The organism is Bacillus sp. 05T22 (assembly GCF_056396765.1).
In genome coordinates, this window is the sequence record NZ_JBFTMC010000007.1 from 108263 (window position 1) to 124510 (window position 16248).

Genomic DNA, 16248 nt, shown 5'->3' on the forward strand with positions numbered 1-16248 from the left:
TATACGCCAATTGTCTTTTTTATACAATGAATTTGATTATGAAATTTGAACTTTGTTTCCCCAAAAAAGTATGTATACCTCTGCTCTTCAATCAGAAAAGCCGCAATATAAATTGCGGCTTCTCTTACGGTTTTCTTTTATATGTCCACTGGCGGTTCTGATTCGAATTCTCAGGAAACCTTTGACCAGCAGTTAATTTTACCATTTGTGGATCTTTAACCATACTTCCTGTTTCACCAATCTCCACATAAAGCCCATCATTTGGTGCTTTCTGTCCAGAACGAAACCTATGATTTTGTCCCATTTTCATTCTCCTTCCATGACATCTTTACACCGTTAGTATATCCATTTTTGAAAAAGCCTTTCTGTTATGTTTAGGAAACGAGTCATATTTTTTATTACTGTTCATATGTATGACTTTACATGATAAAGCAGGAGAAAAAGCATCACTTGTTGAAAAAAAAGAAACCGACCTATTCTAGGCCAGTTCCAAAGGAGAGTCAAACATATACGAGAAGATTACATTTTTATTATACGTCTTGCTGTGCGCATACTGTAACCCCTTTCACAATTTGTACAAAATGAAAGAAACATTATTTGAACTTTCGGAAAAATCATTGACTTTTCTGATTTTTAGTAGGAAATAGTGGACACTAACATGTTTCGCGACGTAAGATGAATATATAATGAAACTTCCATTCATGGTTGTTTCTCCCGCTATTGGCGGGCAGTAAGACCCCCACCTCAAGATTCAGAGAGAAATGAGGAAGATAGGTGGGGGATAACTGCCCGTAAAAGCCCGATTGGCGAGAGCTAACCATCAGCGTGGGATGGAGAACCCCCGTTGATAGAAGTTTTACTTTATCTATACACTTTCCAACCTCTTATTTCTGCATCTTAAAACGGAAATACAGATAGAAACAAAAATTTTTTCATAAGAGGTGAAAACATGAAAAAACAACATTTAATCGCATTAGATTTAGATGGTACTTTACTTACAGACAATAAAATTATTTCCGCACGAACAAAGAAAACAATTGAAAAAGCAAAAGAACAAGGACATGTTGTTGTCATTTCAACAGGACGTCCATTTCGCGCTAGTCACGCTTATTATAAAGAACTTGATTTGAATACACCTATCGTTAACTTTAACGGCGCTTATGTTCATCACCCGCTTGATACAAATTGGGGAACGCATCATTCCCCCCTTGAGCTTTCTACTGCACAAGAAATCGTTCGCGCTTGCTTTGATTTTGGCGTTAAAAACATTTATGCCGAAGTAATTGATGATGTATATGTTCGCGAAATTGATGAGGATAAAAAGCATATCTTTGAATTTGGCTCTCCAAATATTTTTACAGGCGACTTACTAAACATTTTGCAAGATCATCCAACATGCTTATTAATCGATGCACTGGATGAGCAATCAACAGCTATTCGTAAGCATTTAACAGATATGCATGCAGAAGTGATTGATCATCGAAAATGGGGTGCTCCTTGGCCGATTATTGAAATTGTGAAAAGCGGCCTCAATAAAGCGATTGGACTTCAAAAAGTTTCTAGCTATTATAACATTCCACAAGAACGAATTATTGCGTTCGGTGACGAAGACAATGATTTTGAGATGATTGAGTTTGCAGGTCACGGCATCGCCATGGGTAATGCTATTCCTGAATTAAAAACATTAGCAAATCATACGACATTAACAAACGAAGAAGATGGAATTGCTCTTTATTTAGAAGAGGTTCTTGGATTGTAATCTAAAAATTCCCTACTTATAGTTTGGCTCAAAACGCTCATACTATAACTAGACACAGCGATGTGTCAGTTGTTTTCTGCTAAAAAAGGGGGAATTACGAATGGGTAAAAAGAACAAATCAAAACGTTTCACCCAACAAGGGGCCGATGCTGTTATGAAGCATGCTGAAAGATTCCCGTACCGCGGTACATTAGCTGATGCAGAAAAAGAACGAAACAACTCTTCTCTCGGAGGGGTTTAAATGGGTAACTTATTATTTCAGCAAGCACGAGATGCTGTTTCGGGCGCCGTTTCTTGTTCAAGCGGCACAGAACAGCAGGAACTCGTTTATAGAGCCAAAAATGCTTTGCAATCCGCTTATGCCAATTCTTCAACTGCTGAAAAGGTACAACTGCGTGAGATGCAACAGCAACTACAAAACATTACTAACACACATTAAAACAAGAGGACCGATTCCCGGTCCTCTTTAATCTTTCCGAAATAACCCAAATACGCCGACTGTTTGAAGCACATTTGTAAATGCACCAGGGTCTACCTGTTTAATAATTCTCTCTAGTTCATATAGCTCGTAACGGGTAATAACGATCATTAACATTTCTTTATTTTCATTTGTATATGCCCCTGTCGCTGGTATAGTTGTAATACCGCGTACTAAACGTGCTTGAATCGCTTTTCGTACATCTTTACCATTCTTCGTAACGATAAATGCTGTAATTTTCACATGACGAGTATGAATTGCATCAATAATCCTCGATGATACATATAATGTTACTAACGTGTATAACGCTTTTTCCCATCCGTACAAATAGCCAGCTGCAATAATGATGATTGCATTAAAGAAAAAGAAATATGTTCCGACAGGCTTATCTTTTATTTTTGACAAAATCATTGCAATGATATCTAAACCACCTGTGGAAGCTCCCCATTTTAAGGCAATTCCTACCCCTATCGCTGAAATGAGACCACCAAAAATAGCATTCAATATAATATCATTTGAAACAGCCTTCACTGGTATAATTTCTAAAAACAGTGTCATAAATACAACACATAAAAAACTAAATAACGTAAACGCTTTTCCGACCTTTTTCCATGCTAAAATAACAACCGGAATATTAAATAAAGCAAAAAGTACTCCCGTCGATATGTGAATCGATGCAAAATCGCCTAACACTTGCGAAAGCAATTGAGATAATCCCGCGAAACCGCTCGCATATACTTTTGCCGGTGTTAAGAACAAGTTCATTCCAATTGCATTTAATAAACCTGCAATGATAACAACAATTAGTTTTTTCGTTAATTCGGCATAATTTAATTTTAAGTCCATACCCCATCCACCTTTATACATAATAGGTCACCACTACTCGTATACATAGTCTTTACGAAAACGGAAATGATAAACGTACAACTGTTTAGAAATGGAGTTGATATGTATGCCGCATACAAGCGATAATGACAAAAAAGCACGCGATAATAATGCAAAGCGCACACAAAAAAATGAACAAGAACAAAAAAATATCCAGCAAGGAAAACGTGCATATTCTAAAAAAACAAATCACCTTTAATCATTTATAAAAATACAAATTAAAAAACCGACATAAAACCTTCCTTTTTAGACGGGAGAGAGTATCCAGCTATGCATAGAAGCGGTCAGATCCTTTTCCTGCCCCATGCAAAGTTAAAACAAAAAGAGAAAACAAGTAGCGGTCACCTTTTGTTCTTCATAGCAGCGGATTATATGTCGGAAAATCAAAATGGATTTAATAGTACATCAACAATCTTGTTGATGTACTTTTTCATTTCACAAAAAACATATCAATTTCACTTCATGTTCACCTCGCTATTTTACAATAATAACAACATAATTAGATGAGGTGTTAAAGTGAAAGGAAAACAATTATTGATGGCCACAGCTGCGCTCGGAACGTTAATGCTGTCTGCTTGTGGTCTAAAAGATAACTCAGAGGCGATTGCAACATCAAAAGTTTCAACCATTACAAAAGGTGATTTTGACAAGCAGTTAAAAGAACGGTACGGAAAAGATATGCTATATGAAATGATGGCACAAGATATCATGACAAAAAAATATAAAGTATCTGATGATGAAGTCGATAAAGAATTCAAAAAAGCAAAAGATCAATTTGGTGATCAATTCAAAACGGTATTAGAAAGTAACCGCCTAAAAGATGAAGATGACTTTAAAAATCAAATTAGGTTCAAATTAGCAATGAACGAAGCCATTAAGAAAAGCATTACAGATAAAGATGTAAAAGCAAACTATAAACCTGAAATTAAAGCCAGCCACATTTTAGTAAACGATGAAAAAACGGCAAATGATATTAAGAAACAACTGGATGAAGGTGCTTCATTCGAAGAGTTAGCAAAACAACAGTCACAGGACCCAGGTTCAAAGGAAAATGGCGGAGACCTTGGATACTTCGGTCCAGGTAAAATGGTACCTGAATTTGAAGAAGCGGCTTACAAATTAAATGTCGGTGAAATTAGCAAACCTATCAAGTCATCACAAGGCTATCACATTATTAAACTTACCGATAAAAAAGAATTAAAACCATATGATGAAGTAAAAGATTCCATTCGTAAAAATCTGGAAGAACAGCGATTAGCAGATCAAACTACAGGCCAAAAAATATTACTAGACGAATTCAAGAAAGCTGATATTAAAGTAAAAGATAGTGATTTGAAAGATACATTCTCTCGTCTTTCCGGACAACAATAAAAAATCTAGCAACAGAGTGGGCTGGTAGAAGAATAGTAAATGAAATCCCCCCCCCCCGCATTAACGGGCAGTAAGACTCCCACCTCAAGATTCAGAGAAAAACGAGAAAGATAAGTGAGGAATCAACTGCCCGTAAAAGCCCGATTGGCGAGAGCTAATAATCAGCGGGGGATGAACCCCCCACTGATTAAGGTTTCACTTTATCGGCGCAAATTCGAATATATCGACGTTCCGACACATAACGACAAAAAACAGGAGCCTACTGACTCCTGTTTCCCAACACTCTGAAAATCCGAACAGGCATGAGCCTGTTCGGATTTTTTTATTTCTTGAAGTACGTCCAACCTTCTTCTTGATAAACCTTTTCTTCTTTCATCAACTTACCAAGCGCACGTTTAAACGCTGCTTTACTCATATTAAAACGTTCTTTAATGTCTTCCGGATGGCTCTTATCCCAAAACGGCATTGCTCCTCCGCGGCTCTCCATGTACTCATAAACTACCGCAGCATCATCTTCCATTCCCTCTTCTTTACGCGGAAGAAGTGAAATATTAATCGTACCATCATCTTTCACATCAATAATACGGCCCGTTACACGCTCACCAATACGAACTTGTTCTTTTCTTTCTGTGTGGTGTAAAAAAGCACGGAAATGTTCATCCGTTAATACAAACGAACCAACTTGAAGCGAGCGATATACACGTCCGTTCACATTTTTATTACGCATAGATGGCGTTGCCTCTACAATAATTTCCTGCATATCTGAATCTCTTGCCGGAAGAGCAATAAGACGGCCACGATTTGTTAATTTTAATGTACAATATAACTCATCGCCTTCTTCTGGCCAAACTGGTGTATAAATTGGAAACTCATCAGCTGGGATTAAGATATCCTTAGAAACACCAATATCAACGAACACACCTAGATCAGGTTTTACTTCTACAACTTTTACCCAATTCCAATCACTTATCGTAATAAGCGGCGTCTTCATCGTTGCAGAAATTCGCTCTTGATGATCAAGATATAGAAATACATCAATCGTATCGCCTTCCTCAATTTCTCCCGCTACTTCATTTTTATGTAAAAATACTTCCTCATAACCATCCTCATCGTCAAATCCAACCATATATCCAATTTCCGTTTCTCGTAAAACAGTTACCTGTTCAATCGATCCTGGCTGCAAATACATATATTTTAATTCCCTTCTATATATAAAGTATATTTTTATCATTCCAAAGAAAGCTTCATTATAACACGAATTTTCCTTTATTTGTCCAACTCGCAAAAATTCACTATAATAAGAGGTGGAATTTAATTTGGAGGTGCTTACTATGGCAAAAGATAGTTCTTTTGACATCGTTTCAAAAGTAGAATTACCAGAAGTAACAAATGCTATTAACATCGCATTAAAAGAAATTCAAAATCGTTATGACTTTAAAGGAAGCAAAAGTGATATTAAATTAGAAAAAGAAGTAATCGTTTTAACTTCTGATGATGAATTTAAATTAGATCAAGTAAAAGATGTTCTTATTTCAAAACTAGTTAAACGCGAAGTACCAATTAAAAACTTAGACTACGGAAAAGTAGAAAGCGCCGCTGGTAACACAGTACGTCAACGCGCAACGTTGCAACAAGGTATCGATAAAGAGAACGCTAAGAAAATTAATAACATTATTAAAGAGTTAAAATTAAAAGTGAAAACACAAGTACAAGATGATCAAGTACGCGTAACAGCAAAAAGCCGCGATGACTTACAAGCAGTAATCGCAGCAGTTCGTAGCGCTGATTTACCAATCGACGTACAGTTCATCAACTATCGTTAATAGAAAAAACTCTATAAAAGTACAATGACAGGCATAATCACCGTTTTGCAGGTGTTACGAAAGAAGTAATCCCAGTGCATAACAGTCATATCCATACAATATTTTTAAATACTAATTTTTTTAATCATCATTATGAAGTAATAATAACAAATTTTGTTATTCTGGTTGGGAATGAAAAAAAGATACATCCCAACCAGAATAACTACATTAGATGACAACTGCATTTATGAAGCAGAATTCATTACTTTAATCGGCCGATTTCTCTTATACATTCATAAATAGCACAGAAAAAGAATCTAAGTTTAATCCTACAGAGAGTTTTTATTGATCAGTAATAGTTACTACAGAATTTGCGTTAATTCTGTATTCAAAACTCGTTGTGCAGTAATAATAACACCCTGAGCAGTTACTCCATAAACACTGTATATGCCACCGTTTTGATTAGGAACAATTTCAACTTCATATTGGTCTGCTTGTCCCAAAGTAGAGTGAACTAAACTTAGAATTACAAGAGTAGAAGCATTAGCAGCTACAGTAAAGTTTCTCTGTTCGATTAATGTTCTTGTACCATCAAGTCTAAAAGATCGAAGTACCCCATTAAGTGTACCTCCAGTACGATTGAGGATTTTAACCTTAGCTCTATTTGCATTAGCAGGCTGATTTCCTACGTTTTCAATTGGCCCAGTAGTAAAAGGCATTTTAAATTCACCTCCTATTAACTAAAAAGATTCATAACCTGCAGATTACATATTCATCATATTCAATATTATGTTAGAATGCTTTAAACCAATTAATCAATTTACTTTAAAAAGATACATCCACATATTTTTTCGATGAAGGAAATCTCACACATACCTTTCTTGTTTCTATATACGCTATCAATCTGATCCACAAAACTCTAAGACAATTCCACCTTAATTCATCCTGTATCACTAATAAAAAACATATATTCTCGTCATAATATCTACTGTTGCATTTACAATAGAATAGATGTCATCTCATAAATAAAAAAGTACACTACTCACGAATTAATAGTGTACTAGAAAATATATATTATCCATGAATTGAAGAGATACACTGTCAATCTATCCACTTTCATTTTATAGAGTAGAAGATTTTTTCTTCTTTACAGCAATTAAAAAAGCAATAAATAACACATTCATACCAACTAACAAAGAGATAAAGATCCAATTAATCCCCGTTTTTTCTCTAACTTGATATACATTTGCTTCTTCTCGCTTCAATACGAGATAATAATTCCCATCTTCTTCTCTAATGATTTCATCTTCCAATAATCCCTTTAATTCTCGATTTTCTCCTATCTCATTTGCCGAAAGTGAAACTTTTTGTGTCTCTTTCGTGTTGTTAATTGCAACAAGTGTCACTTCATCTTTATACGTCCTTTTTAGCACACTCATCCCAGTCTTATCATATAGCAACTCAAATGTCCCACGGCGAAGAGAGGGGAATTTTTGACGAATCTCTCCCAATCTCGTTACATACTGTAAAAACTTTTCATCTGTTTTAAAATCCATTAAGCGGCGATTATCTGGCACTCCCCCGCCATCAAGCGCAATTTCCGTTCCGTAGTAAACAATCGGCATCCCTGGTGTTGTATATAAATAAGTAAGCGCAAGTTTTAAACGAGCCGGCGGATAATATGCGTTCTCTTTCGCGATTCTGACAAACCGCTTTGTGTCTTGATTATCTAAAAAATTACTTGTTACTTTACCATTTTCTATTAAACTAACGTCATAAAGTGGTTTAATAGGTGTATCCGTTTTCGTAAAGATATCTGTTATGTGCTTATAGTACTCATTATGTATACCCTCTCCCTCATCAGTCATAACGAGGAAATCTTTTTTTATTCCTTGAACACTTTGTTTTACTGTATTTAAAAAGGCACGAGATATTTCTTTACTATGCATAAGATAACTTCCATCTATGTTTGCTTCTTTCATCCACCATTTTATCGAATCAATAAGCGTTTCTTGCTCTTTTTCTATAACAAATTGAAACACCACTTTCATATCTCGTTTATGCGCTTCTTGTACAAGTTGTTTCACATCTTGCATTGACCCAAAATGTTCATTCACTTTTTGCAAATCAACCGTACCATACCCATCATACGTTTCACCTTTAAAAATTGGCGAAAGCATAATAGTAGTGAATCTCATCTCTTTTATGTAATCAATTCGCTTTACAATCCCTTGTATATCTCCCCCTTGGTATCTTTCTAAATTCCCTACATCAAGCTGTTTATCATTTTTTGCATCTCCATTATTAAAGCGGTCAACCATAATAGAATATACTACTTCATCTTGCCACTCTCTTTTTTCTTCCGCTAATGTATGTATAGGCGCTAAGAAAGCAAATACCATACAAAAACAAATCAACACTCCTCTTCTCCATATCTTCTTCACATAATATCCCCCAACTTCTTTTTAATTGTAAGAATAGTATATCAATTTTCCGAACAAACCGCACTTACACAAACACCATGTTAGGTTTTCTTACATGATATTTTAAATTTTCTGAAAAATATGTTGATTTTTTATTAATTATTGAATATGATATGAAAAATAACATTAAATGTAACATTTTATAACATTATAGGAGGGGAAAAGAATGAACATGGGAGATACTGTGTTTTTATTTTTAGCGACGGTAATGGTTATGATTATGACGCCAGGTTTGGCACTTTTTTACGGCGGGATGGTTCGTAGCAAAAACGTGCTGAGTACAACGATGCATAGCTATAGCGCGATGGCGATTGTTTCCATTCAATGGATTTTTATCGGTTATTCTTTATCATTCGGGCCAGATTGGAATGGCGTCATTGGTACATTAGATTGGTTCGGCTTACAAAACGTAACTTTTACACCAAACGCAGACTACTCCGCTACTATTCCTCACAATTTATTTATGATGTTTCAACTTATGTTTGCAATCTTAACACCAGCGCTAATTTCAGGAGCATTCGCTGAAAGAATGCGATTTTCTGCTTTTCTCATTTTTATCCTTCTTTGGACGACAATCGTTTATAATCCCGTTGCCCATTGGGTATGGGGCGTTGGCGGATGGCTTCGCGAACTTGGCGCATTAGATTTCGCCGGTGGTAACGTTGTCCATATCACATCTGGCGTTGCCGGGCTTGTACTAGCGATTTTTCTCGGTAAGCGAAAAGACGTAAACGGATCTTCCCCTCACCATTTACCATTTACACTTTTAGGCGCGGGCTTATTGTGGTTCGGCTGGTTCGGATTTAACGTCGGCAGTGCCCTTACACTAAACGACGTAGCACTGACCGCATTCATTAATACAAATACCGCTGCCGCAGCTTCTGCATTAACATGGATCTTAGCAGAGTGGTTCTTCCAATCAAAACCGACGGTAATGGGAGCAGCTTGCGGCGCTGTATCAGGCCTCGTTGCTATTACACCGGCTTGCGGATTCGTCACTCCTTTCTCCGCTCTTTTAATCGGGGCGATCGGAGGCGTTCTTTGCTTCGGAGCTGTCTTCTTTTTAAAGCATAAACTTGGATATGATGATGCACTTGATACATTTGGATGTCACGGCGTGGGTGGTACATGGGGTGGTATTGCAACCGGGCTATTTGCAACCACTTCTGTAAATAGCGGCGGCGCTGATGGATTGTTTTATGGAAATGCTGCACTTCTTTGGAAACAGTTCACTGCAATTGGAGCGACATATGCTTTTACAATCGTGATGACATACACCATTATTAAAGGAATTAGTTTCTTCCTTCCCGTTCGCGTACATGAACATGAAGAGCAAATGGGACTCGATATTTCGATGCATGGTGAGAAGGCTTATGAATATAGCGAGAAATCACTAGGCGAAGTGGCAATACAAAAAGAGGCTAAATGATGCATTTTATAAGTATATAACTTTTATAATAGAAAAAGGTTTATCTCTTTTTAATACGAGATAAACCTTTTTATTTGTTACCTCAGGTACTTATCGTCTATGTTTTATTAGAGTACGTATCCAAAAAGCAGACCTTCGGAAGGCTATGTCTGAAGGCGGAATGATCGGCCTCAATCCATGAAGACCATGAATTTCAGGGTAATAGACTGGGGCTTCTCCAGTTATTAATCTTTAATTTTAAGTTCCCTTTTCTTCTTCATAATAGCGATTTATATGTCGAAAAAACAAAATGGATTTATATAATCGATACACGATATTCTCATTCATCTCTTTTTAAATCCGCATTTAGAAAGTAAAAAATCTAATAAAAAATAAAGCTCTTATAAATATTTTAAAACAAAATACGACTGAAAATTCAGTCATCCTTTGTTATTCATCATATTTGTAGACACATACAGCAGTTTAAATTTGAGAATGTTATTACTTCGCAGGATTTCCTACGTACGCTGAAATATCAACGTTTAATGCTTTCGCTAAGCGCATACCATACTCACGATCTGCACGGAAGAAGTTACAGATTGCAAGTAATTTCGTTTGTTCATGCACATCTTTTAAATCATTTGTTAAGTTGGCAATTAAGTTGTCYTGTTCTTCTTTAGAGAATGAACGGTAACGCTCACCCGCTTGCTTAAAGTCGTTTGGTTTATCAATTTTTTCACGAGATACGTACCCTTCAAGCTTCATAGTTGAATCACGGTAATTAGGATCTTCAACTGGATTTTCAGCATGTCGACTTGGCTCGTAGTTAATTGTTGATGGTTGTTGATTCATTTGCATCGCACCATCACGTTGTTGATTGCGAACAGCTGCATATGGGCAGTTTACTGGAATTTGTAAGTAGTTCGCACCAAGACGGTAACGTTGTGTATCCGGATAAGAGAATAAACGTCCTTGTAATAATTTATCTTCAGATGGTTCAATACCAGATACAGTCGCACTTGGAGTAAACGCAGCTTGCTCTACTTCTGCAAAGAAGTTTTTCGGGTTACGATTGAGGGTCATTGTCCCTACTTCCATTAATGGGAAGCGATCTTCTGGCCATACTTTTGTTGGATCTAATGGATCAAAGTCTAAAGAATCCATTTCATCTAATTGCATTACTTGTACGTGAAGATCCCATTTCGGATAATTACCTTTTTCAATCGCATCAAATAAATCACGAGTTGCATGGTTGAAGTCTTTCCCTTGTACTTCTACCACTTCTTTTGCACTCAAGTTACGAACACCTTGCTGTGGTTTCCAGTGATATTTAATATAAACAATTTTACCTTCTGCATTAATCCATTTAAATGAATGTACTCCAAACCCTTCCATTTGACGATAGTTTGCAGGAGTTCCGTAATCAGAGAATACCCAAGTCATCATATGCGTAGACTCTGGAGACAATGTCATGAAGTCCCAGTAACGATCTGGCGTTTGAATATTTGTATCTGGTGCTGGTTTTAAGGAATGCACCATGTCAGGGAATTTAATTGCATCACGAATGAAGAAAACAGGTAAATGGTTACCAACGATATCATAGTTTCCTTCTTCTGTATAAAACTTCACAGCGAAGCCACGTGGGTCGCGAGCTGTTTCCGGAGAACCTTGCCCATGAATAACCGTTGAGAAACGAACGAATACAGGTGTTTCTGTTCCTTCATTTTGTAAAAATGCTGCTTTTGTATATGCTTTCATGCTATTTTTCGTTACGAAAACACCATGAGCACCCGCACCACGTGCATGTACAACACGCTCTGGAATACGTTCACGATCAAAATGAGCAAGCTTTTCTACTAAATGATAATCTTCTAATAATACCGGTCCACGACGACCAGCTGTACGAGAATTTTGGTTATCTCCTACTGGAGCACCTTGGTTTGTTGTTAAGCGATCATTTGGATTCATCAAGGGAAACCTCCTATTATTTCATAATAATAATTACTTATTTAAAATTATTATAAATTAATTATTATTCAAAATTATTTTTTTGTCAATTATTTTATTCGCTTTTTTGGAAACAATTTCTACTAAACAATCAATAAATGATTCTTTTGCATTTGGCATAGCCGGTCTGAAATAGCGTGCACCTAATTCATCTGTCACAACTTTACATTCATAATCGTTGTCATACAACACTTCTAAATGCTCAGCCACAAACCCAACTGGACAATACACAAAAGTGTTATAACCATGCTTTTCATATAAATCTTTCGTTAAATCTTGTACATCTGGTCCAATCCATGGATCTGGTGTATTTCCGGCACTTTGCCAGCCGATTGTATAATTTTGAATCTTCGCTGCTTCAGCAATTAAATCTGCCGTATGCTGCAGTTGCTTCACATATGGGTCTCCTGCTGCAATAATTTTCTCTGGTAAACTATGCGCTGAAAAAATTACAACAGCTTTCTCCCCGTCTGTAATTCTAGCAAATGTTTCTTTTATTTGATTTGCCCAATACGCAATAAATTTCGGTTCTTCGTACCATTGCTCAATCGGCTCTATAACAGGACCATTTATGTTCTCAGAAATCTTTTTGGCACGCTCGTTGTATGCTTTAATACTAAAAGTTGAATAATGAGGTGCGAGCACCATACTAATTGCTTCCTCAATACCGTCCTGCTTCATCTCTTCCACAGCATCTTCAATAAATGGAGCAATATGTTTTAGTCCCAAATAACATACAAATTCAAATTCTGAAAAACGCTTATTTAACTCATTTGTTAATTTTCTAGCTTGTTCCTTTGTAATTTTCGCAAGCGGTGAAATACCACCAATCGCTTTATAACGCCCAACTAACTCATCAAGCGCTTCTTGAGATGGCTTACGCCCATGGCGAATATGTGTATAATAATATGCCTCTACATCCTCTAGTGACTCTGGAGTTCCGTACGCCATCACAAGTAAACCTATTTTCTTCTTATTCATCTATATTCACCTCAATATCGGAAATGAGAATCTTTTTCAAGAACATTCGTTTCCAGTATACCAATCGATAATGAGTATATCAAAATAATAATTATAAATAAATATTATTTATAATATGATTTTTAATTTTATTTGACAATTTATTTAATAAAAGTTACCACGTTTTCGTTTTATCATTTCTAAAATAAGGGGTAGCACCAAATTGCTAGCAAGTTAAGAAATTCGTTGTTTCCCATTAAACCTATATATTTCTATAAGTTAAAAGAACCCATTTTGAAAAAATTGATCAAAATGGGTTCTTCAATTTTCAGTACAGATGAATTTTTGTAAAAAAATCACGAAACTTTATTTCAAATCTACATTGGGATTAAAGCATCATTTTTGCACAGCGAAACATGTTGAGATCTCATTATAGACGGTACAACCCTCCAAAATGCCCATGTGCATATTGAAAACTAGATATATTATAAGGTTCGATAACCTCACTTATAACTATCTATCAAAGAGTTCTTACATATAACTCTAACTTTTTTAACATCCTATATCTCGCTTATTAGCTCCAGTGCCAAACTGTTGCAGTAATTGGGAATCATGCGTTTGCTAAATGAGGAATTGATTCATTAACTATATTTACGATCGGATAGATCTCTATCCTTAGAGGGCCTGTCCCTTTTTATTTCTCTTCTATTGATTCATAGAAAATAATAAAGAAGACACTCTAACAAGTGTCTTCTTTCATTGTAACAATCTCTTAAAATATGTATCTAGTATCATACATACTCATTTTTAAAAAACTTTCATTACATCATAACGCCATTATCTTTAAACGAATACCATTTTCCATCAATGAAATGTTTACCTATCGCCATTGCACCGCTAGACTGTAAATAATACCAATTTCCATCTTTTTGTAACCAGCCTGTTTTCATCGTGCCATCTGTATTCAGGTAGTACCATGTACCATTATCTTGCACCCAGCCTGTTGTCATCGGGCCATCATAAAAGTAATACCATTTCCCGTTATAACTTAACCAACCTGCGTGGCTTGCTCCACTTTTCTCATCAAAGTAATACCATTCACCATCCACTACTTTCCAGCCTGTTACCATGGATCCATCTGGATTGAAGTACCAACAAGTACCTCCTTCACACATTTTCCCTGTCCACATGGCGCCATTGTCAGCAAAAACGTAGCGCTTTCCTCCTTCATCTAACCAACCTTCGTCCCACCCATTTGCTGAACTTTTCATTGTGCCATTTGCATTTAAGTAGTACCAATTCCCATTATCTTCAATCCAGCCTGTTTGCATCTTACCACCAATGAAGTAGTACCAGCTTCCTTTATAGCTTAGCCAACCATTATAACTAAGCCCCTTATCGTTAAAGTAGTACCACTTATTATCAATTAAAGTCCAACCTATTGCCATTGATCCATCTTCGAGAAAATAGTTACCTGTATGATGTTCTCCAATCCAAGCTTTTGTAAACATCTGCCCATTATCTGGATTTAAAAAATAAGTTTTTCCATTATATTCAAGCAATCCGTGTTGTAGCTTTCCACCTTGATGTACATAATACCACTTTCCACCATACTGAACCCAACCTTTATTGGCATACATTGCACCGTCTGCTCCTAGTAAGTAACCTTCATATTGATATACAATATAACCTGTTTGCATTTTTCCGTTTCCATCAAAGTAATACCATTTTCCCCCATCACTTAACCAGCCTGTTTGCTTCACACCATTTTGATTATAGAAATACCATGTATTCCCCTCTTTTACCCACCCTGTTTTCTGCATTGCTTGTTCTGTTTTTGGAGCAATCTGTTTCACAGCTTCTTGGTTTTCAGCATGAGATACTGCAGGCACTACAAACATTGCAGACATTAAAATTGGTACAATAGCTTTCTTCATTTTATATTTCCTCCAAATAATAGATAATTTTTACTTTCATTTCCACAAGAAGAATTATATTATGATATATTAATATAATCAACACATTTTTGTAACGAAAATGTAATATTTTTAATTTCTCAGAAATAAAGATAGATGAATAACCAACATGCTAGAAAATTACCATGCTTCGAATTTTTCAATGAAAATAATCTTTACCTTGATGCGGATATGATATCCCTCATCACTGTGGAACTTCAATCAGTAGAGTTTTCTTCATTCCCCTACTGATTATTAGCCCACACGAATCGAATTTTCACAGGCAGCAGCTGATCCCTCATTTAGCCAAAGAAGATCTTACTGCCCTCAAATAGCGGGATAAACAGAAAAAAAGATACCTAACAAGTGTCTTCTTTCATTATAAAAGTCTCTTAAAATATGTATCTAGTATCCTACATACTCATAAAAAACTTTCGTTACATCATAGCCCCATTATTATTAAATGTATACCATTTCCCATCGATGAAATGTTTACCTATTGCCATTGCACCGCTAGACTGTAAATAATACCAATTTCCATCTTTTTGTAACCAGCCTGTTGTCATCGGGCCATCATAAAAGTAATACCATTTCCCGTTATAACTTAACCAACCTGCATGGCTTGCTCCAGTTTTATCATCAAAGTAATACCATTCACCATCCACTACTTTCCAGCCTGTTACCATGGATCCATCTGGATTGAAGTACCAACAAGTACCTCCTTCACACAATTTCCCTGTCCGCATAGCACCACTGTCATCAAAAAAGTAGCGCTTTCCTCCTTCATCTAACCAACCTTCGTTCCACCCATTTACTGAGCTTTTCATCGTGCCATCTGCATTCAGGTAGTACCAATTCCCATTATCTTCAATCCAGCCTGTTTGCATCTTAGAAGCCACAAAGTAATACCAGCTTCCTTTATAACTTAGCCAACCATTATAAGTATTAAAATGTATCCCACTTTCTTTGAAATAATACCATTCATTATTAATCAAATTCCAACCAGTTGCCATGGATCCATCATCAAGAAAATAGTTACCATCTGGATGTGAACCTAACCAAATGTTCTTTTGCATTTTGCCACTCTCTATAGCCATGGAATATGCCTTACCGTTATATTCAAGATAGCCCTCGTGTAGG

General features: G+C 36.2%; 16 protein-coding genes and 1 pseudogene. 8 read left to right on the forward strand and 9 right to left on the reverse strand.

From position 1 onward, the window contains the following. Positions 1 to 124: 124 nt before the first annotated feature. Positions 125 to 304 (reverse strand): YjzC family protein, encoded by a 180-nt coding sequence (locus AC1DIT_RS04290; protein ID WP_016113764.1) that lies wholly within the window; start codon positions 302 to 304, stop codon positions 125 to 127. A gap of 645 nt (positions 305 to 949) precedes the next feature. Between AC1DIT_RS04290 and AC1DIT_RS04295 the strand changes: the two genes are divergently transcribed. The 3 genes from AC1DIT_RS04295 to AC1DIT_RS04305 all read left to right on the forward strand — a co-directional run bounded on the left by AC1DIT_RS04295 (position 950) and on the right by AC1DIT_RS04305 (position 2198). Next, a complete protein-coding gene (locus tag AC1DIT_RS04295; RefSeq protein ID WP_016113763.1) occupies positions 950 to 1759 on the forward strand; it encodes a Cof-type HAD-IIB family hydrolase in 810 nt (269 codons plus the stop codon). Positions 1760 to 1859: 100 nt separating this feature from the next. Beyond that, positions 1860 to 2000 (forward strand): hypothetical protein, encoded by a 141-nt coding sequence (locus AC1DIT_RS04300; RefSeq protein ID WP_003195901.1) that lies wholly within the window; start codon positions 1860 to 1862, stop codon positions 1998 to 2000. Next, positions 2001 to 2198 (forward strand): DUF3813 domain-containing protein, encoded by a 198-nt coding sequence (locus AC1DIT_RS04305; RefSeq protein ID WP_016113762.1) that lies wholly within the window; start codon positions 2001 to 2003, stop codon positions 2196 to 2198. Between the two features lie 27 nt (positions 2199 to 2225). Here the strand turns inward: AC1DIT_RS04305 and AC1DIT_RS04310 are convergent, their stop codons facing one another. Next, entirely contained in the window at positions 2226 to 3083 is an 858-nt protein-coding gene (locus AC1DIT_RS04310) for a YitT family protein (RefSeq protein ID WP_016113761.1), read from the reverse strand. 106 nt (positions 3084 to 3189) lie between these two features. On the opposite strand from AC1DIT_RS04310, the gene AC1DIT_RS04315 reads away from it, so the two are divergent. Both AC1DIT_RS04315 and prsA read left to right on the forward strand, forming a co-directional pair. Next, entirely contained in the window at positions 3190 to 3321 is a 132-nt protein-coding gene (locus tag AC1DIT_RS04315; RefSeq protein ID WP_016113760.1) for a DUF3941 domain-containing protein, read from the forward strand. A 317-nt stretch (positions 3322 to 3638) separates the two neighbouring features. Next, a complete protein-coding gene (gene prsA, locus AC1DIT_RS04320; protein ID WP_016113759.1) occupies positions 3639 to 4493 on the forward strand; it encodes a peptidylprolyl isomerase PrsA in 855 nt (284 codons plus the stop codon). Positions 4494 to 4815: 322 nt separating this feature from the next. Here the strand turns inward: prsA and AC1DIT_RS04325 are convergent, their stop codons facing one another. After that, positions 4816 to 5682: a CvfB family protein gene (locus AC1DIT_RS04325; protein ID WP_006093927.1), complete on the reverse strand. Its 867-nt coding sequence runs from the start codon at positions 5680 to 5682 to the stop codon at positions 4816 to 4818. A gap of 142 nt (positions 5683 to 5824) precedes the next feature. Between AC1DIT_RS04325 and AC1DIT_RS04330 the strand changes: the two genes are divergently transcribed. Together AC1DIT_RS04330 and AC1DIT_RS04335 are read left to right on the forward strand one after the other, a co-directional pair. After that, positions 5825 to 6316, forward strand: a complete 492-nt coding sequence (locus AC1DIT_RS04330; protein ID WP_016113758.1) for a YajQ family cyclic di-GMP-binding protein — start codon at positions 5825 to 5827, stop codon at positions 6314 to 6316. 74 nt (positions 6317 to 6390) lie between these two features. Next, positions 6391 to 6531, forward strand: coding sequence for a hypothetical protein (locus AC1DIT_RS04335; RefSeq protein ID WP_229161490.1), 141 nt, complete (start codon positions 6391 to 6393; stop codon positions 6529 to 6531). 126 nt (positions 6532 to 6657) lie between these two features. Here AC1DIT_RS04335 and AC1DIT_RS04340 read toward each other — a convergent pair whose 3' ends face one another. Continuing rightward, the gene (locus tag AC1DIT_RS04340; protein ID WP_016113757.1) at positions 6658 to 7014 is read right to left on the reverse strand and encodes a hypothetical protein; all 357 of its coding nucleotides are present in this window, start codon (positions 7012 to 7014) and stop codon (positions 6658 to 6660) included. A 402-nt stretch (positions 7015 to 7416) separates the two neighbouring features. Next, positions 7417 to 8697: an alpha-amylase family glycosyl hydrolase gene (locus AC1DIT_RS04345; protein WP_044880790.1), complete on the reverse strand. Its 1281-nt coding sequence runs from the start codon at positions 8695 to 8697 to the stop codon at positions 7417 to 7419. Positions 8698 to 8944: 247 nt separating this feature from the next. Here AC1DIT_RS04345 and AC1DIT_RS04350 point away from each other — a divergent pair, with 247 nt between their 5' ends. Next, positions 8945 to 10207 carry an ammonium transporter gene (locus AC1DIT_RS04350; RefSeq protein WP_016113755.1) on the forward strand — a complete coding sequence of 421 codons (1263 nt, stop codon included), beginning with the start codon at positions 8945 to 8947 and terminating at the stop codon, positions 10205 to 10207. A 480-nt stretch (positions 10208 to 10687) separates the two neighbouring features. Here the strand turns inward: AC1DIT_RS04350 and katB are convergent, their stop codons facing one another. The 4 genes and pseudogenes from katB to AC1DIT_RS04370 all read right to left on the reverse strand — a co-directional run. Then, entirely contained in the window at positions 10688 to 12154 is a 1467-nt protein-coding gene (gene katB, locus AC1DIT_RS04355; protein ID WP_016113754.1) for a catalase KatB, read from the reverse strand. A gap of 57 nt (positions 12155 to 12211) precedes the next feature. Beyond that, positions 12212 to 13174, reverse strand: coding sequence for a ferrochelatase (gene hemH, locus AC1DIT_RS04360; protein ID WP_016113753.1), 963 nt, complete (start codon positions 13172 to 13174; stop codon positions 12212 to 12214). Positions 13175 to 13974: 800 nt separating this feature from the next. Next, positions 13975 to 15090, reverse strand: coding sequence for an N-acetylmuramoyl-L-alanine amidase family protein (locus AC1DIT_RS04365; protein ID WP_016131244.1), 1116 nt, complete (start codon positions 15088 to 15090; stop codon positions 13975 to 13977). Positions 15091 to 15545: 455 nt separating this feature from the next. Beyond that, a pseudogene (locus AC1DIT_RS04370) lies at positions 15546 to 16248 on the reverse strand (glucan-binding protein); the annotation flags it as partial.